Here is a 21733-nt window from a genome sequence, read left to right on the forward strand (position 1 = left end):
ATTTGTGAACGGCTAGCTCACTCATTGAAACACTATATATTGTAGTATAAATTGTAATAAGGCACAATATATAGGAATGAGGGGATAAAATGAATAAACTCGAACAAGATTTAAAGCATTTAATAACTAAAGATCCTACAGTGGTAAATGAAAATGCCAACAAGGATAGTGCCACATTTTCGACAATGAGAGATTTAACAGCCGGTGTAGTATCTAAATCATATGCGCTAAATTATTTATTACCAGAACATGTAGCAACAGCTCATAAAGAAGGGGACATACATTTTCATGATTTAGATTATCATCCTTTTCAACCGCTTACGAATTGTTGCTTAATAGATGCAGAAAGTATGCTTAAGAATGGTTTTCAAATTGGTAACGCAACTGTGACTTCGCCTAAATCAATTCAAACCGCTTCAGCCCAACTTGTACAAATCATTGCCAATGTTTCTAGTAGTCAATATGGAGGGTGTACAATTGATAGGGTTGATGAATTACTGAGCCATTATGTTCAATATAATGAAGCTAAGCATCGAGAATTGGCTGAAAAATTTGTGCAATCACAAGACATAGAAAATTACATTGATTATCGAGTTTCACAAGATATTGAAGGTGCTATAGAAAGTTTAGAATATGAAATCAACACATTGTATACATCAAATGGTCAAACACCTTTTGTAACATTAGGGTTTGGATTAGGAACAGATACATATAGCCGTAAAATCCAACAAGCAATACTTAATACTAGAATCAAAGGTTTGGGTAAAAATCGTATCACTGCCATTTTTCCAAAACTTGTGTTTTCAATTAAAAAAGGCGTAAATTTTAGTTCGAAAGATCCGAATTATGATATAAAACAATTGGCATTAGAATGTTCTACTAAAAGAATGTATCCTGATATTTTGAATTATGATAAAACGGTCGAAATATTAGGTGATTTTAAAGCTCCAATGGGGTGTCGTTCATTTTTACCAGCTTGGAAGAACGAAGATGGACAATTTGAGAATAATGGAAGATGTAACCTTGGTGTTGTGACATTAAATGTGCCTAGAATGGCAATTGAATCTAATGGTGACATTGAAATGTTTTGGAAGATATTTCATGAACGAATGGCACTAATGCATGATGCGCTCGTATATCGCATTCAACGTATTTCTGAAGTAACACCTGATAATGCGCCTATTTTATATAAAAATGGTGCATTTAAACATCGTTTAACGGATACAGAAGATATTATGACGTTGTTAAAAGGAAAACGAGCTACTTTATCTATGGGATATATCGGTTTGTATGAAGCCGCTACAGTGTTTTATGGTCCTAATTGGGAAACAAAGTCTATAGCTAAAAAATTTACATTAGATATATTAAAGGCAATGAAAGTTTACCAGTTGAAATGGACTGAGCAATATGATATTTGGTTCAGTATTTATAGCACACCAAGTGAGTCTCTAACTGATCGTTTTTGTAGACTAGATATGGAGAAATATGGTGAAATACCAAACGTCACTGATAAAGGATATTACCAGAATTCATTCCACTATGATGTGAGAAAAGATATTACACCATTTGAGAAAATTGATTTTGAAAAGGATTATCCTTTTTATGCAAGTGGTGGTTACATCCATTACTGTGAATATCCGAAATTAAATCATAATTTAAAAGCGTTAGAAGCAGTATGGGATTATTCATATGATAAGGTGAGCTATTTAGGCACGAACATTCCGATTGATCATTGTAGGGAATGTGACTTTAAAGGTGATTTTAAAACAACAGCAACGGGCTATCAATGTCCTGAGTGTGGTAATGATGACCCTACTACAGTTGATGTAGTAAAACGAACATGTGGCTATCTTGGTAATCCAGTCCAACGTCCTACGATTGAAGGCAGACATAAAGAAATGTGTGCTCGAGTGAAACATCTGAAAGACCATACCATATGACAATATTAGATATTAAAAGAGGACAAGGTTACATTGCCAAAATTGAGTCACAAAGTTTTGTTGATGGAGAAGGTGTCAGATGCAGTTTATATGTCTCAGGATGTCCATTTGCCTGTGCAAATTGTTATAACAAAGTGGCGCAAAATTTTAGATATGGTGAAAAGTTTAACGGTTTAATCTTAGAAGAAATATTAGAAAACTGTGAACCTGAATATATTTCCGGGTTAAGTATCTTAGGGGGAGAACCATTTTGTAATTTAGACATTACATTAAAGTGTGCCCAAGCATTTAGGGAAAAATTTGGCTATTCAAAGACATTATGGGTTTGGACAGGTTTTTTATTTGAATATTTAATGGAAGATAAAGGTGAAAGAAATGAATTGCTTAATCATATAGATGTGCTTATAGATGGTCCTTTTATTAACCATTTATATCAACCTAACTTACCATATAAAGGTTCTTTGAATCAGCGAGTCATTGACGTAAAAGCATCTTTGTCACAGGCACAAGTATGCGAACTACAATTAATGTAATTTAATGTAGAAACAAGGTTGAGATAAATAAGCTTATAATTACGATTACCAACTTAACAAAACAGTAGGATATTATCATAGCGTGTATATTAATACAGTAAAGTATATTTAGGATAAAAATATATCGGACTTTTTACTTATAGTCAGACTTATAGGGATGGGACAACACAATCATTTTTGAAAAAGGTGATTTCTGTCTCGTCCTTTTTAGTGTCATTATTAGTGAAAGTCGCTAAATGATGAAAGTTAGTTTCAAGTGTCAACTTTTCATAAACGGATGCATATCACAAGCGAATTACTATTAATATAAAGCATAATTAACTAAAATAAACATTGATGAAAGATATAAAGTAATTAATTTTTGACATAGAGAAGGGTGAAAGGAGCAGATTAATCATGTGCACTGGTTTTTCATATTTATCGAAAAGTAATCAAGTGATATTAGGGCGAACAATGGATTTTGTGTATCAATTAAAAGGAAATCCCGCTGTACAACCACGTCATTTTTATTGGGAATCACGCGTAGCATATAAAGGGAAAACAAAGTATGGTTTTGTTGGATCGGGTAGTGATATGGAAGGATTCTTATTTGCAGATGGCGTAAATGAACATGGTCTCGGTGCTTCAATACAGTATTTTAGAGGATATGCAACATATGCCACTGATGTAAGAGAAGGGTATATGAACATTGCTCAAAGTGAAGTGATTACATGGGTGTTGGGTTACAATAAAAACATTGAAGATTTAATAGAAAATGCTAAATCCGTAAATGTTGTCGCACACACGCTCAATGATATAGCTGAAGTGCCTCCATTACATTATCATATTACTGATGATTCAGGTAGAACGATTGAACTAACTTTTAAAGATGGCAGTATGGTCGTAAATGAAAATCCTGTAGGAGTCTTAACTAACAATCCAGATTTGAATTGGCATTATGAAAATTTGAGGAATTATATAAATATCACGCCACAACGTCCTCAACCAAGCCAACTAATGAATACTATTTTCCCAACGCTAGGAAATGAAGGTGGAACATACGGATTACCCGGTGGATACACTTCAGCGGAACGTTTCGTTCGAATGACTTACTTAAAAAATAATTTAGAAGAAACAAGTAACGCAGAAGAAGATATACTCAATGCATTTAAACTTTTAGAAATTGTTAGTATACCCAAAGGTGCAGTTAGAGACGAAGAAGCGGCACTCCATTATACTTTGTATCAAACAGTCCTAAATTTAACTGCACGTACAATGTACATTAAATGGTACGACTCAAATCAGATTACAGAATTACAACTCACAGAAAATTTATTAAATAAAGAAGCAATAACGATATTTGAACCAATTTCAGGCTTAGTAACAAATCGGTTAAATTAACAAATATTATAGATGACAGAACGCCTTTCAATATAAAATGGAAGGCGCTCTTTTTTGTTTCATCTCAAAATTTTACTGTGAAGAACCATTTTTTTACTTAATATATAAAGCTGTTACTACTCCTTATACAAAAAAATATAATTATAGATGATATTGATATTATCAAAAAAGGAGAAGTAGACAACTATGAGAGTACTCGCAGAATATATTGCTAGAAGAAACAATAAGTATTCTATTCGGAAATTTACTATTGGAACAGCATCAGTGCTATTGGGAACAGTTCTTTTTATGAATCAAGATAGTGAAGCAGAAGCAGATATGGTAAATGACAAAGAAACCATTGAAGCGCAAAATAACGCTGAAGATCAAGTTATTTCAGAAATAAAACAATTTGATTTAGAGAAAAATGGAGGGGAACATTCTAAAGAAGCTCAAATTGACGAAAATAATTCAAATGTTGTAAATCAAACAACATCGAAAAGTGAAGAGACAAATAAAGTAACACAAGAAGACGAGCAAACCCCTCTTAATAATGAAGTGAAAGCAGAAAAAGGGGAAAAGAAAAATGAAATTTCAAATAAAGTAGATGAGGTAACAAACTATAACTTTGAAAAAGAGCAAATAAAGAAGCAAGAAAATAAAATAACTGAACAAAATCAAACAACCATATCATCACATGAAAAATCTTCTGATGGAAATATGGATAATGCCAATTCTACACCTGTAAAAGAAAAGCAATCTATATTAGAGCAAAAAGGTGAAAACGCTAATCAAATTAAGAACAATAGTGTTGAAGAGCAAAAATTTGTCGATAATGACGAACAAATCAAACCCCTTGTAGTTACACAAAAAATAGAAAGTAACAGTGATACTATTCAAAATACTGGCTTAAATATAATAGATTTAAATAATGGAACAAAAGATTCAACTAATAATAAACCTAAGTCAAGAGTGACAAGGAGCTTGAATAGTTCACCTTACAATAAGCGTTTCAAAGATAGACGTTACAATGCAAGATTGAGTTATGATGCCGTACATTCAGGTGACTATATTACAACAGCTATAAGAGAAGTTGAAAAAAATAGAGATGAATTAACTGAAGAAGAAAGAAAATTATTCATGAGAAATATCATTCGACAAACTTCACTTAAGAATAATAAGAGCGTTTATAATAATGTTTTTAGAGGCATTTACTCAGTACTTGGAAATAGAACAATTAATGCTTCTCAAGCAGACAAAATCAATGAGTTATTATCTAAAATGAAAGATTTAACTTTTAATAGAGACAATAATGATTATCGAGCTGTTTATACATTTACAAATCAATCTGATGTAACTAAAAACCATTTTGGTATCGTAGAAGATAAGATTTTTTATAATGATGACGAAGTACTGATTGCAACAATGGTTTTATCTAAAGAAAAAGGTAGAGGTACTTACCGATTTGAGAATTACGCTATAAGACCCAACGCAAGTCTTAATAAAAAAATAAAAAAAGTTTTCGCTGTTTATAATGGTAGACAAAGGGTGTTATTACAACAAGACCATCTAGGATACTACTCATATACTCGACCAGATAGTGGATCCAATGGAAATCCAAACACTGGAGGCGGTTCCGGAGGTAGTGTTGAATTTGCTATATCGTTTGACGCTAGTTACTATATAGATGTTAAAAAAGATGAATTATTTGGATATATATTAAGTGATACATTAGATCCAAATGTACTGAGAGGAGTCAACATTACCAATCAATCTGTGGATATTGATGATGTAGCAAGAAGAATTAATGCTACTTTAGTTAAAGCTAAGAAACAAAAGGCAGAAGAAGCTATCCAATCTGCAGAACAAGCACAACAATACGCTGAACAACAGTTAGCAGAAGTAACAGCTGATGGAGCGGTAAGTCCCGCTGAAAAACAGAAAGTTGATGAGGCAATAACTGCTTTGGAAGAAGCAAAACAAATAGCTATAACTAAGCTTGGCGCTGTGTTAGAGGGCACAGCAGGTAAAGATGATCTTCAAGGTAGGATAGATGAAATCCCTACACTTACTTCCCCAGAAGTAAATGATTTAGATAGTAATGGTATAGTAGATGCTGTTCAATTGGCTGAAGCTGATCAAGCTGTTCAATCAGCAGAACAAGCGCAACGAGCTGTAACTCAAAAATTGTTAGAAGTGAATTCAGATGGACTAATCACTCCAGGTGAAAAAGCTGAAATAGATAGGTTGAATCAAGTATTAGAAACAGCTATGACAACTGCATCTGTAAAGATAGATAATGTGCCTGAAGGAATACCAGGTAAATCAGATCTTCAAACAAGGTTAGCGAAAATCACCACAGTTGTATCACCAGAAGTGAATGATCGTGATAGTAATGGTGTACGAGATGATCAGCAAATATCTGAAATAGCACAAGCCTTAATTGCGTTAGAAGCAACAAAAATAATAGATGATCAAAAGTTAGCAGCCGTATTATCAGATGGCTTAGTAACTCCAAGTGAAAAAGAAGAAATTGATAAATTAAATAAAGTTCTATCGATGTTAAAAGAGGAACTATTAGAAAAAGTTAATGAATTACCTGGTAGTATGCTAGATAAGGCCCAATTTCAACAAAATATAAATCGAATTACTTCTTTAATATCGCCAGAAGTAAATGATAGAGATAGTAACGGAGTTTTAGATTCTGTTCAACTATCAGAAGCAGAAAGAGCAATTATAGCAGCCGAAGAAGCTAAGCGAGCGGTAGATAATAAGTTATCAGAGATAACAGCGGATGGCTTAGTAAATCCAAGTGAGAAAGCAGACTTAGACCGATTAATCGAAGTGATGAATGAGGCTAAAGCAGACGCTTCTACAAAATTAAACAACGTACCAGACGGTATAGCTGGGAAAGGTGACTTACAAACACGTCTAGAAGGAATCGGTACAGTAACAGCGCCAGAAGTAAATGATCAAGACGGTAATGGCGTTTTAGATACAGAGCAGTTAAGAGATGCGGAGAAAGCGATTGAGTTAGCGGAAGAAGCTAAGAGCGCTGTAGATAATAAGTTAGCGGAGATAACAGCGGATGGATTAGTAAATCCAAGTGAGAAAACAGAGTTAGACCGATTAATTGAAGCGTTGAATGAGGCTAAATCAGACGCTTCTACCAAATTAAACAACGTACCAAATGGTACAGCAGGCAAAGACGACCTACAAAGACGTTTGGACCAAATAGGTTCAGTAACAGCACCCGAAGTAACAGACAAAGATAGTAATGGAATTGCGGATACAGAACAATTATCGGGAGCGCAACAAGCAGTCGAAGCTGCAGAACAAGCAAAAACAGCAGTGGATAGTAAGGTATCAGAGGTTACAGCAGATGGATTAGTAAATCCAAGTGAGAAAGCGGAATTAGATAAGTTAATAGAAGCATTAGAAGCCGCTAAGACGAATGCAGTAGATAAACTGAACAATGTACCAAACGGTACAGCAGGCAAAGAGGATCTACAAAGCCGTTTAGAGCAAATAGGATCAGTAACAGCGCCGGAAATAAATGACCAAGACGGTAATGGTGTTTTAGACACTGAACAATTATCAGAAGCAGAACAAGCAATCGCGGCAGTGGAACAAGCGAAAACAGCAGTGGCTGATAAATTAGCCGAGATTACATCAGACGGCTTAGTAAATCCGACTGAAAAAGCAGAGTTAGAAAAATTAATCGAAACATTAGAAGTTGCTAAGACAAATGCATCAGATAAATTGAATAATGTACCAGACAGTACAGCTGGAAAAGCCGGGTTACAAACACGTCTAGATCAAATTAGTACAGTAACAGCACCAGAAGTCAACGACCAAGATAGTAATGGCGTGCTAGATACAGAGCAATTATCAGAGGCGGAACAAGCAATTGAGGCAGTGGAACAAGCTAAGCAAGCAGTAGATAATAAGTTAACTGAAATCACATCGGATGGATTGATTAACCCGACTGAGAAAGCCGAGTTAGATCGACTGATTGAAACGTTAGAAACAGCGAAGACAAACGCAACAGAGAAATTGACTAAAGTACCAAATGGTACAACAGGCAAAGATGGATTACAAACTCGCTTAGACCAAGTTGATTCAGTGACATCCCCAGAAGTTAACGACCAAGATAGTAATGGCGTGCTAGATACGGAGCAGTTAACAGATGCGGAGAAAGCGATTGGTTTAGCGGAAGAAGCTAAGCGAGCGGTAGATAATAAGCTAGCAGAGATTACAACGGATGGATTAGTAAATCCGACTGAAAAAGCAGAGTTAGAAAAATTAATCGAAACATTAGAAGTTGCTAAGACAAATGCATCAGATAAATTGAATAATGTACCAGATGGTACAACAGGTAAAGACGGGTTACAAACACGTCTAGATCAAATAGGAACAGTGACAGCACCCGAAGTAACAGACAAAGATAGTAATGGAATTGCGGATACAGCACAATTATCGGAAGCGCAACAAGCAGTCGAAGTAGCGGAACAAGCTAAGCAAGCAGTAGACAATAAATTAGCCGAGATAACAGCGGATGGATTGATTAATCCAAGTGAGAAAGCGGACTTAGATAAGTTAATAGAAGCATTAGAAGAAGCTAAGACGAATGCATCGGATAAATTGAATAATGTACCAAACGGTACGACAGGAAAAGACGAGTTACAAAGACGTTTAGACCAAATAGTGTCAGTGACAGCACCAGAAGTAAATGATTTAGATAGCAATGGTGTAGCAGATGCTGAACAACTATCAGAAGCACGTCGAGCAATTGAAGCAGCGGAACAAGCGAAAACAGCAGCGAATAATAAACTAGCAGAGATCACAGCGGATGGTTTGGTGAATCCAAGTGAGAGAGCAGACTTAGATAAGCTGATAGAAACATTAGAAGCAGCAAAAACAACTGCGTCAGAAAAACTGAATAATGTACCAAATGGTACGACTGGTAAAGCTGATTTACAAACACGCTTAGATGGAATAGGAACAGTAACGTCTCCAGAAGTCAATGACCAAGACGGTAATGGCGTTTTAGATACAGAACAATTAACAGATGCGGAACAAGCAATTGAGGCAGTGGAAGAAGCTAAGCAAGCAGTAGACAATAAGTTAGCCGAAATCACAGCGGATGATTTAGTAAATCCAAGTGAAAAAGCTGAGTTAGATCAACTTATCGAAGCATTAAAAACAGCTAAGACAAATGCAGTAGATAAACTGAACAACGTACCAACTGGTACGGCTGGTAAAGGTGCGCTGCAAACACGCTTAGATGGAATCGGAACAGTAACGTCCCCAGAAGTAAATGATCAAGACGGTAACGGCGTTTTAGACACAGAACAGTTAACAGATGCGGAGCAAGCAATCGCGGCAGTGGAACAAGCTAAGCAAGCAGTAGACAATAAGTTAACTGAAATCACAGGTGATGGCTTAGTAAATCCAAGTGAGAAAGCGGACTTAGATCAACTTATCGAAGCATTAGAAGCCGCTAAGACAAATGCATCAGAAAAACTGAATAATGTACCAAACGGTACAGGAGGTAAAGACGAGTTACAAACACGTTTAGATGTAATCGGAACAGTTACATCACCAGAAGTCAACGACCAAGATAGTAATGGCGTTTTAGATACAGAACAATTAACAGATGCGGAACAAGCAATTGAGGCAGTGGAACAAGCTAAGCAAGCAGTAGACAATAAGTTAGCCGAGATTACAGAGGATGGCTTAGTAAATCCAAGTGAGAAAGCAGAGTTAGATCAACTTATCGAAGCATTAGAAACAGCTAAGACCAATGCAACAGAGAAATTAAACAACGTACCAGGCGGTATGACTGGTAAAGCAGACTTACAAACTCGCTTAGACCAAGTTGATTCAGTGACAGCGCCGGAAATAAATGATCAAGACGGTAATGGCGTTATAGATACAGAACAATTATCAGATGCGGAGAAAGCAATTGAAGCAGTAGAAGAAGCTAAGCAAGCAGTAGACAATAAATTAGCCGAGATTACAGCGGATGGATTGATTAATCCGAGCGAGAAAGCTGAGTTAGATCAACTTATCGAAGCATTAGAAACAGCAAAAACAAATGCATCAGAAAAATTAAACAACGTACCAGGCGGTATGACTGGTAAAGCAGACTTACAAACTCGCTTAGACCAAGTTGATTCAGTGACAGCGCCGGAAATAAATGATCAAGACGGTAACGGCGTTTTAGATACAGAACAATTAACAGATGCGGAGAAAGCAATTGAAGCATTAGAAGACGCTAAGCAAGCAGTAGAAAATAAGTTGTCAGAGATAAAAGCGGATGGTTTGATCAATCCAAATGAGAAGGCAGAATTAGATGGATTAATTGAAGTATTAGATGGGGCTAAAGCAGACGCTTCTACCAAATTAAACAACGTACCAAATGGTACAGCTGGAAAAGCTGATTTACAAACACGTCTAGATCAAATTGGTACAGTAACGTCACCAGAAGTCAACGACCAAGATAGTAATGGCGTGCTAGATACAGAGCAATTATCAGAGGCGGAAAAAGCAATTGAGGCAGTGGAACAAGCTAAGCGAGCAGTAGATAATAAGTTAACTGAAATCACATCGGATGGATTAGTCAATCCAAGTGAGAGAGCAGAGTTAGATAAGCTGATAGAAACATTAGAAGCAGCAAAAGCAACTGCGTCAGAAAAACTGAATAATGTACCAGATAGTACAGCTGGAAAAGAAGATCTACAAAGACGTTTAGTCCAAATAGGTTCAGTAGTGGCCCCAGCTATTACAGATGCGGATAGTAATGGTGTAGCAGATACAGAACAGTTAACAGATGCGGAGAAAGCAATTGAAGCAGTAGAAGAAGCTAAGCAAGCAGTAGATAACAAGTTATCTGAGGTTACATCAGACGGTTTAGTAAATCCAAGTGAGAAAGCTGAGTTAGATCAACTTATCGAAGCATTAGAAACAGCTAAGACAAACGCATCGGATAAATTGAATAATGTACCAAATGGTACAGCAGGTAAAGACGAGTTACAAAGACGTTTAGACCAAATAGGTTCAGTAACAGCACCCGAAGTAACAGACAAAGATAGTAATGGCGTTTTAGACACAGAACAATTAACAGATGCGGAAAAAGCAATTGAGGCAGTGGAACAAGCTAAGCAAGCAGTAGACAATAAGTTAACTGAAATCACATCGGATGGATTGATTAACCCGACTGAGAAAACCGAGTTAGATCGACTGATTGAAACGTTAGAAACAGCGAAGACAAACGCAACAGAGAAATTGACTAACGTACCAGACGGTACGACTGGTAAAGCTGATTTACAAACACATCTAGATGGAATTGGTATAGTAACGTCCCCAGAAGTCAATGATCAAGACGGTAATGGCGTTTTAGACACAGAACAATTAACAGATGCGGAAAAAGCAATTGTGTCAGTTGAAGAAGCTAAGCGAGCAGTAGATAATAAGTTATCTGAAATCACAGGTGATGGCTTAGTAAATCCAAGTGAGAAAGCCGACTTAGAAAAATTAATCGAAGCATTAGAAACAGCTAAGACCAACGCAACAGAGAAATTGACTAATGTACCAGACGGTACGACTGGTAAAGCAGATTTACAAACACGTTTAGATGGAATTGGTACAGTAACGTCCCCAGAAGTCAACGACCAAGACGGTAATGGGGTTTTAGATACAGAACAATTAACAGATGCGGAGAAAGCAATTGAAGCAGTAGAAGAAGCTAAGCAAGCAGTAGACAATAAGTTAACAGAAATCACGGCGGATGGCTTAGTAAATCCAAGTGAGAAAGCGGAATTAGATAAGTTAATAGAAGCATTAGAAGCCGCTAAGACGAATGCAGTAGATAAACTGAACAATGTACCAAACGGTACAGCAGGTAAAGAGGATCTACAAAGCCGTTTAGACCAAATAGGATCAGTAACAGCGCCGGAAATAAATGACCAAGACGGTAATGGTGTTTTAGACACTGAACAATTATCAGAAGCACAACAAGCGATCGAAGCAGCGGAACAAGCAAAAACAGCGGCGGATAATAAGTTATCTGAGATCACAGAGGATGGCTTAGTAAATCCAAGTGAGAGAGCAGACTTAGATAAGCTGATAGAAACATTAGAAACGTCAAAAACAAATGCATCAGAAAAACTGAATAATGTACCAGACGGTACAACAGGTAAAAACAACTTACAAGGACGTTTAGACCAAATAGGATCAGTGACGGCGCCAGCTATCACAGATGCGGATAGTAATGGTGTAGCGGATACAGAACAACTCGCGCAAGCACAACAAGCAGTCGAAGCTGCAGAACAAGCAAAAACAGCAGTGGATAATAAGTTATCAGAGGTTACAGCAGATGGATTAGTCAATCCAAGTGAGAAAGCGGACTTAGATAAGTTAATAGAAGCACTAGAAGCCGCTAAGACAAATGCATCAGAAAAACTGAATAATGTACCAGACGGTACAACAGGCAAAGATGTATTACAAACACGCTTAGACCAAGTTGATTCAGTGACAGCGCCGGAAATAAATGATCAAGACGGTAACGGCGTTTTAGATACAGAGCAGTTAACAGAAGCAGAGAAAGCAATTGAAGCAGTAGAAGAAGCTAAGCAAGCAGTAGACAATAAGTTGTCAGAGATTACAGAGGATGGATTGATTAATCCAAGCGAGAAAGCAGACCTAGATAAGCTGATAGAAACATTAGAAGCAGCAAAAGCAACTGCGTCAGAAAAACTGAATAATGTACCAGATAGTACAGCTGGAAAAGAAGATTTACAAAGACGTTTAGTCCAAATAGGTTCAGTAGTGGCCCCAGCTATTACAGATGCGGATAGTAATGGTGTAGCAGATACAGAACAACTATCAGAAGCACAACGAGCGATCGAAGCTGCAGAACAAGCTAAGCAAGCAGTAGACAATAAGTTAGCCGAGATAACAGCGGATGGTTTGGTGAATCCAAGTGAGAAAGCAGACCTAGATAAGTTGATAGAAGCATTAGAAGCCGCTAAGACAAATGCATCAGATAAAATGAATAATGTACCAAACGGTACAGCTGGTAAAGTCGATTTACAAACTCGCTTAGACCAAATAGGTTCAGTAACAGCACCCGAAGTGAATGATTTAGATAGCAATGGTGTGTTAGATGACGAACAATTATCAGAAGCACAACAAGCGATCGAAGCAGCAGAACAAGCTAAGCAAGCAGTAGACAATAAGTTAACAGAAATCACAGCGGATGGCTTAGTAAATCCAAGTGAGAAAGCAGAATTAGATAAGCTGATAGAAACATTAGAAACCGCTAAGACGAATGCATCAGAAAAACTCAATAATGTACCAAATGGTACAACAGGCAAAGCTGAATTACAAACACGCTTAGACCAAGTTGATTCAGTGACAGCGCCGGAAATAAATGATCAAGACGGTAACGGTGTTTTAGATACAGAACAGTTAACGGATGCGGAACAATCAATCACGGCAGTGGAACAAGCTAAGAGCGCTGTAGATAACAAGTTAACAGAAATCACAGCGGATGGTTTGGTGAATCCAAATGAGAAAGCAGACCTAGATAAGTTGATAGAAGCACTAGAAGCCGCTAAGACGAATGCATCAGAAAAACTGAATAATGTACCAGACGGTACAACAGGCAAAGCAGATTTACAAACACGTTTAGATCAAATTGGTACAGTAACGTCCCCAGAAGTCAATGATCAAGACGATAATGGCGTTTTAGATACAGAACAATTAACAGATGCGGAACAAGCAATTGAGGCAGTGGAACAAGCTAAGCAAGCAGTAGACAATAAGTTGTCAGAGATAACAGCCGATGATTTGATTAATCCGACTGAAAAAGCAGAGTTAGATCGACTGATTGAAACGTTAGAAACAGCTAAGACCAACGCAACAGAGAAATTAAACAACGTACCAGGTGGTACGGCAGGCAAAGACGATCTACAAAGCCGTTTAGACCAAATAGGATCAGTAACAGCACCAGAAGTAACTGATAAAGATAGTAATGGAATTGCGGATACAGAACAATTATCGGAAGTGCAACAAGCAGTAGAAGCTGCAGAACAAGCAAAAACAGCAGTGGATAATAAGTTATCAGAGGTTACAGCGGATGGCTTAGTAAATCCAAGTGAGAAAGCAGAATTAGATAAGCTGATAGAAACATTAGAAGCCGCTAAGACGAATGCATCAGAAAAACTCAATAATGTACCAGATGGTACAACAGGTAAAGACGGGTTACAAACACGTCTAGATGGAATTGGTACAGTAACGTCACCAGAAGTCAATGATCAAGACGATAATGGCGTGCTAGATACAGAGCAATTATCAGAGGCGGAACAAGCAATTGAGGCAGTGGAACAAGCTAAGCAAGCAGTAGACAATAAGTTAACAGAAATCACAGCGGACGGATTAATTAATCCGACTGAGAAAGCCGAGTTAGATCGACTGATTGAAACGTTAGAAACAGCGAAGACAAACGCAACAGAGAAATTGACTAAAGTACCAGACGGTACGACTGGTAAAGCAGACTTACAAACTCGCTTAGACCAAATAGGTTCAGTAACAGCACCCGAAGTGAATGATTTAGATAGCAATGGTGTGTTAGATGCCGAACAATTATCAGAAGCACAACAAGCGATCGAAGCAGCGGAACAAGCTAAGCAAGTAGTAGACAATAAGTTAACAGAAATCACAGCGGATGGTTTGGTGAATCCAAGTGAGAAAGCGGAATTAGATAAGCTGATAGAAACATTAGAAGAAGCTAAGACGAATGCATCAGAAAAACTGAATAATGTACCAGACAGTACAGCTGGAAAAGCCGGGTTACAAACGCGTTTAGATAGAATTGGTACAGTAACGTCACCAGAAGTCAATGACCGAGATAGTAACGGAGTTTTAGACATAGAGCAATTATCAGAGGCGGAAAAAGCGATTGAGTTAGCGGAAGAAGCTAAGAGCGCTGTAGATAACAAGTTAACAGAAATCACAGCGGATGGTTTGGTGAATCCGACTGAGAAAACCGAGTTAGATCGACTGATTGAAACGTTAGAAACAGCTAAGACCAACGCAACAGAGAAATTGACTAACGTACCAGACGGTACGACTGGTAAAGCTGATTTACAAACGCGCTTAGATGTAATCGGAACAGTAACGTCCTCAGAAGTCAATGACCAAGATGGTAATGGTGTTTTAGATACAGAACAATTATCAGATGCGGAGAAAGCAATTGAAGCAGTAGAAGAAGCTAAGCAAACAGTAGACAATAAGTTAACTGAAATCACAGCGGATGGCTTAGTAAATCCAAGTGAGAAAGCAGACCTAGATAAGCTGATAGAAGCACTAGAAGCAGCTAAGACGAATGCATCAGAAAAATTAAATAATGTACCAAACGGTACGACAGGAAAAGCCGAGTTACAAAGACGTTTAGACCAAGTTGATTCAGTGACAGCGCCGGAAATAAATGATCAAGACGGTAATGGCGTTTTAGACACTGAACAATTATCAGATGCGGAGAAAGCAATTGAAGCAGTGGAACAAGCTAAGCAAGCAGTAGACAATAAGTTGTCAGAGATAACAGCCGATGATTTGATTAATCCGACTGAAAAAGCAGAGTTAGGTGGACTGATTGAAACGTTAGAAACAGCTAAGACCAACGCAACAGAGAAATTAAACAACGTACCAGACGGTACAGCTGGAAAAGCTGATTTACAAACTCGCTTAGACCAAGTTGATTCAGTAACAGCGCCAGAAATAAATGATCAAGACGGTAATGGCGTTTTAGACACAGAACAATTATCAGAAGCACAACAAGCGATCGAAGCAGCGGAACAAGCAAAAATAGCGGCGGATAATAAGTTAGCGGAGATCACAGGTGATGGCTTAGTAAATCCAAGTGAGAAAGCAGACTTAGATAAGCTGATAGAAACATTAGAAGCAGCAAAAACAAACGCAACAGAAAAACTGAATAATGTACCAGATGGTACAACAGGTAAAGACGGGTTACAAACACGTCTAGATGGAATTGGTACAGTAACGTCACCAGAAGTAAATGATCAAGACGATAATGGCGTGCTAGATACAGAGCAATTAACAGATGCGGAACAAGCAATTGAGGCAGTGGAACAAGCTAAGCAAGCAGTAGACAATAAGTTAACAGAAATCACAGCGGACGGATTAATTAATCCGAGCGAGAAAGCAGAGTTAGATCAACTTATCGAAGCATTAGAAACAGCAAAAACAAATGCATCAGAAAAACTGAATAATGTACCAGACGGTACAACAGGAAAAGACGGGTTACAAACACGTCTAGATCAAATTGGTACAGTGACTTCCCCAGAAGTAAATGATCAAGACGGTAATGGCTTTTTAGATACAGAGCAATTAACAGATGCGGAACAAGCAATTGAAGCAGTAGAAGAAGCTAAGCAAGCAGTAGACAATAAGTTAACAGAAATCACAGCGGATGGTTTAATTAATCCGAGCGAGAAAGTTGAGTTAGAGAAATTAATTGAAGTTTTAGAAACAGCGAAGACAAACGCATCGGATAAATTGAATAATGTACCAAATGGTACAGCAGGTAAAGACGAGTTACAAAGACGTTTAGACCAAATAGGTTCAGTAACAGCACCCGAAGTAACAGACAAAGATAGTAATGGTGTTTTAGATACGGAACAGTTAACAGATGCGGAGAAAGCAATTGAAGCAGTAGAAGAAGCTAAGAGCGCTGTAGATAACAAGTTAACAGAAATCACAGCGGATGGTTTGGTGAATCCAAGTGAGAGAGCAGACTTAGATAAGCTGATAGAAACATTAGAAGCAGCAAAAACAACTGCGTCAGAAAAACTGAATAATGTACCAAATGGTACGACTGGTAAAGCTGATTTACAAACACGTTTAGATGGAATCGGAACAGTAACAGCACCGGAAGTTAACGACCAAGATAGTAATGGCGTGCTAGATACAGAGCAGTTAACAGATGCGGAGAAAGCGATTGGTTTAGCGGAAGAATCTAAGCGAGCGGTAGATAATAAGCTAGCAGAGATTACAACGGATGGATTAGTAAATCCAAGTGAGAAAGCGGAATTAGATCAACTTATCGAAGCATTAGAAGACGCTAAGACAAATGCATCAGATAAACTGAATAATGTACCAAACGGTACAGGAGGTAAAGACGAGTTACAAACACGTTTAGATGAAATCGGAACAGTTACATCACCAGAAGTCAATGATCAAGACGGTAATGGTGTTTTAGATACAGAGCAATTATCAGAGGCGGAACAAGCAATTGAGGCAGTGGAACAAGCTAAGCAAGCAGTAGACAATAAGTTAGCCGAGATTACAGAGGATGGATTGATTAATCCAAGTGAGAAAGCAGAGTTAGATCAACTTATCGAAGCATTAGAAACGGCAAAAACAACTGCATCAGAAAAACTGAATAATGTACCAGACGGTACAACAGGTAAAGACAGGTTACAAACACGTTTAGATGGAGTCGGAACAGTAACAGCACCAGAAGTCAACGACCAAGATAGTAATGGCGTGCTAGATACAGAGCAATTATCAGAGGCGGAACAAGCAATTGAGGCAGTGGAACAAGCTAAGAGCGCTGTAGATAACAAGTTATCTGAGATCACAGGTGATGGCTTAGTAAATCCAAGTGAGAAAGCAGACTTAGATAAGCTAATAGAGGCATTAGAAACCGCTAAGACAAATGCATCAGAAAAACTGAATAATGTACCAAACGGTACAGCAGGCAAAGAGGATCTACAAAGCCGTTTAGACCAAATAGGATCAGTAACAGCGCCGGAAATAAATGACCAAGACGGTAATGGTGTTTTAGACACAGAACAATTATCAGAAGCACAACAAGCGATCGAAGCAGCGGAACAAGCAAAAACAGCGGCGGATAATAAGTTATCTGAGATCACAGGTGATGGCTTAGTAAATCCAAGTGAGAGAGCAGACTTAGATAAGCTGATAGAAACATTAGAAGCAGCAAAAACAAATGCATCGGATAAATTGAATAATGTACCAAACGGTACAGCAGGCAAAGAGGATCTACAAAGCCGTTTAGACCAAATAGGATCAGTAACAGCGCCGGAAGTAAATGATCAAGACGGTAATGGTGTTTTAGACACAGAACAATTATCAGAAGCACAACAAGCAATTGAGGCAGTGGAACAAGCGAAAACAGCAACGGATAATAAGTTAGCCGAAATCACATCGGATGGTTTGGTGAATCCAAGTGAGAAAGCAGACCTAGATAAGCTGATAGAAGCACTAGAAGCAGCTAAGACCAATGCGTCAGAAAAATTAAGCAATGTACCAGACAGTACAACAGGCAAAGATGTATTACAAACTCGCTTAGACCAAGTTGATTCAGTAACAGCGCCAGAAATAAATGATCAAGACGGTAATGGCATTTTAGACACTGAACAATTATCAGAAGCACAACAAGCGATCGAAGCAGCGGAACAAGCAAAAATAGCGGCGGATAATAAGTTATCTGAGATCACAGAGGATGGCTTAGTAAATCCAAGTGAGAAAGCAGACCTAGATAAGCTGATAGAAGCACTAGAAGCAGCAAAAACAACTGCATCAGAAAAACTGAACAATGTACCAAATGGTACGGCAGGCAAAGACGGGTTACAAACACGTTTAGATGGAATCGGAACAGTAACAGCACCAGAAGTCAACGACCAAGATAGTAATGGCGTGCTAGATACAGAGCAATTAACAGATGTGGAACAAGCAATTGAGGCAGTGGAACAAGCTAAGCAAGCAGTAGACAATAAGTTAACAGAAATCACAGCGAACGGATTAATTAATCCGAGCGAGAAAGCAGAGTTAGATCAACTTATCGAAGCATTAGAAACAGCAAAAACAAATGCATCAGAAAAACTGAATAATGTACCAGACGGTACAACAGGCAAAGCTGATTTACAAACACGTTTAGATCAAATTGGTACAGTGACTTTACCAGAAGTAAATGATCAAGACGGTAATGGCGTTTTAGATACAGAACAATTATCAGATGCGGAGAAAGCAATCACGGCAGTGGAACAAGCTAAGCAAGCAGTAGATAACAAGTTAACAGAAATCACAGCGGATGGTTTAATTAATCCGAGCGAGAAAGCTGAGTTAGAGAAATTAATTGAAGTTTTAGAAACAGCGAAGACAAACGCATCGGATAAATTGAATAATGTACCAAATGGTACAGCAGGTAAAGACGATTTACAAACTCGCTTAGACCAAGTTGATTCAGTGACAGCGCCGGAAATAAATGACCAAGATAGTAATGGCGTGCTAGATACAGAGCAATTATCAGATGCGGAACAAGCAATTGAGGCAGTGGAACAAGCTAAGCAAGCAGTAGATAACAAGTTAACTGAAATCACATCGGATGGATTAATTAATCCATCCGAGAAAGCCGAGTTAGATCGACTGATTGAAACGTTAGAAACAGCTAAGACCAACGCAACAGATAAATTGAACAATGTACCAAATGGTACGGCAGGCAAAGACGATCTACAAAGCCGTTTAGACCAAATAGGATCAGTAACAGCACCAGAAGTAACTGATAAAGATAGTAATGGAATTGCGGATACAGAACAATTATCGGAAGCGCAACAAGCAGTCGAAGCTGCAGAACAAGCAAAAACAGCAGTGGATAATAAGTTATCAGAGGTTACAGCAGATGGCTTAGTAAATCCAAGTGAGAAAGCTGACTTAGATAAGCTGATAGAAACATTAGAAGCCGCTAAGACGAATGCATCAGAAAAACTCAATAATGTACCAAATGGTACAACAGGCAAAGATGGATTACAAACACGCTTAGACCAAGTTGATTCAGTAACGTCCCCAGAAGTAAATGATCAAGACGGTAACGGTGTTTTAGATACAGAACAGTTAACAGAGGCGGAACAAGCAATCGCGGCAGTGGAACAAGCTAAGCAAGCAGTAGACAATAAGTTAGCCGAGATAACAGCGGATGGTTTGGTGAATCCAAGTGAGAAAGCAGACCTAGATAAGTTGATAGAAGCATTAGAAGCCGCTAAGACAAATGCATCAGATAAACTGAATAATGTACCAAACGGTACGACTGGAAAAGCTGATTTACAAACACGTCTAGATGGAATCGGAACAGTGACAACACCAAAAGTCAACGATCAAGATAGCAATGGTGTGTTAGATGCCGAACAATTATCAGAAGCACGTCGAGCAATTGAAGTAGCAGAACAAGCGAAAACAGCAGCGGCTGATAAACTAGCAGAAATCACAGCTGATGGCTTAGTAAATCCAAGTGAGAAAGCCGAGTTAGAAAAATTAATCGAAGCGTTAGATGAGGCTAAAGTAGACGCTACTGCAAAATTAAACAGTGTCCCTGTTGGAACGCCAGGCAAATCAGACATACAAACACGTCTAGATGGAATCGGAACAGTGACAACACCAGAAGTCAACGATCAAGATAGCAATGGCGTCCTAGATGCAGAACAACTTGCTGAAGCAAACAAAGCCATCCAAGTAGTGGAACAAGCAAAAGCGAAAGTTGAAGGAAAACTAACAGAAATCACAGCGGATGGATTAATTACTCCAAGTGAGAAAGGCGAAGTAGACAAGTTAATTGAAGCGCTCCAAAAGGCTAAGGTGTCAGCGCTAAACATAATTAAAAAACTACCGAATAGTGATATAGATATAAATTCACTTCAAAACAAATTAGAGCAAATTACATTAGTGACTTCACCAAAAGTAAATGATCAAGACGGCAATGGCATATTAGATATAGAATCTCCAAATACAAAAGGTCAAAATCATGCTAATGTAAATAAACATTTGGACAATACTATCAGAAAATCAAAATCACAAAAACCTATGAATAATAATGTGAAAATACAAAATTCAAATGAAAGAGATAATATGCTATTAGATGAAAGACCTCATACAGGACTTTATAGACATAACTCAGAAGCGCGACAATTAAACGTAATTTCAAGTTATATACAAATAATGGAAAATGAGGCTAATGGAAATTCAGAAAATAATATGAATTCAATAACTCATTTACCTGATGCAGGAGGAAAAAATAAAGATAGTTGGATTTTTGGAACTCTATTAGGAGCTATAGGTTCAATGATACTCTTAAGAAAGAAACAAGAAAAAAGAAAGGAGCAGAAAAATAACTAAAATTTAATAACCACTATCAATATAGTACAAAAAAGAGCCGAGGCATGTTATTTATGCTTCGGCTCTTTAACTTTATAGATAGCTAAAATATGATTGCAATAGTGATTTAAAAATCGTATTGATCATTTTCTTCTTCTAAAAGCTGATTATATAATTTAGAAACACGCAAGGTTGATGTTGCTAAATCATTAATTCTAAATATAATGTCATCATTAACGATAGTGCCATTAGAAAAATCACGTTCTTCGATAAATACATAAGTTTGCATAACGTGGGCTTTCATATAGCTTAAAATTGGTTTTAATTGTGTTTCAGCTATTAAGTAATGCTTCGGAGAACCCGCAGTTGCTATAATACCTACAACTTTATCTCTAAATGCATTAACAGGAAGTAAATCAAATACGTTTTTAAGCGTTCCTGGTATAGATGCTTGGAAGATTGGAAAACCTATAAAAATAATATCAGCTTGCATTAAAGCAGAAGTTAACTCTAATGTGTCTCCAGAATAATCCAAGTAATTTCGTCCATCGCTAAAAGATAAATCTAAATTCTTTAAATCGAATAATTGAATATTAAGTGTATCATCTTGATTTGTTATGGCTTCGTTTAGATATTTTATAGCAGTACTTGTTTTAGAGCCAACCGTAGAACCAGATAGTAGCACAACGTTTTTCATTTTATACC

5 protein-coding genes are annotated in these 21733 nt (G+C 37.6%); 4 read left to right on the forward strand and 1 reads right to left on the reverse strand.

Annotated elements, in window-relative coordinates:
* Positions 1–89: 89 nt before the first annotated feature.
* From nrdD to LG295_RS01205, 4 genes are all read left to right on the forward strand, one after another.
* The gene (gene nrdD, locus LG295_RS01190; protein WP_404476179.1) at positions 90–1940 is read left to right on the forward strand and encodes an anaerobic ribonucleoside-triphosphate reductase; all 1851 of its coding nucleotides are present in this window, start codon (positions 90–92) and stop codon (positions 1938–1940) included.
* Positions 1937–2473 (forward strand): anaerobic ribonucleoside-triphosphate reductase activating protein, encoded by a 537-nt coding sequence (gene nrdG, locus LG295_RS01195; protein WP_214268830.1) that lies wholly within the window; start codon positions 1937–1939, stop codon positions 2471–2473. The genes nrdD and nrdG overlap by 4 nt, the downstream gene beginning before the upstream one ends.
* 396 nt (positions 2474–2869) lie before the next feature.
* Positions 2870–3853: a choloylglycine hydrolase family protein gene (locus tag LG295_RS01200; protein WP_107557576.1), complete on the forward strand. Its 984-nt coding sequence runs from the start codon at positions 2870–2872 to the stop codon at positions 3851–3853.
* A gap of 186 nt (positions 3854–4039) precedes the next feature.
* Positions 4040–21049: a GA-like domain-containing protein gene (locus tag LG295_RS01205; protein ID WP_404476181.1), complete on the forward strand. Its 17010-nt coding sequence runs from the start codon at positions 4040–4042 to the stop codon at positions 21047–21049.
* Between the two features lie 106 nt (positions 21050–21155).
* Here LG295_RS01205 and LG295_RS01210 read toward each other — a convergent pair whose 3' ends face one another.
* A complete protein-coding gene (locus tag LG295_RS01210) occupies positions 21156–21725 on the reverse strand; it encodes an NADPH-dependent FMN reductase (protein ID WP_107531305.1) in 570 nt (189 codons plus the stop codon).
* Between the last annotated feature and the right edge of the window lie 8 nt (positions 21726–21733).

Source organism: Staphylococcus pseudoxylosus, assembly GCF_044794325.1.
GTDB classification, from domain to species: Bacteria; Bacillota; Bacilli; order Staphylococcales; family Staphylococcaceae; genus Staphylococcus; species Staphylococcus pseudoxylosus.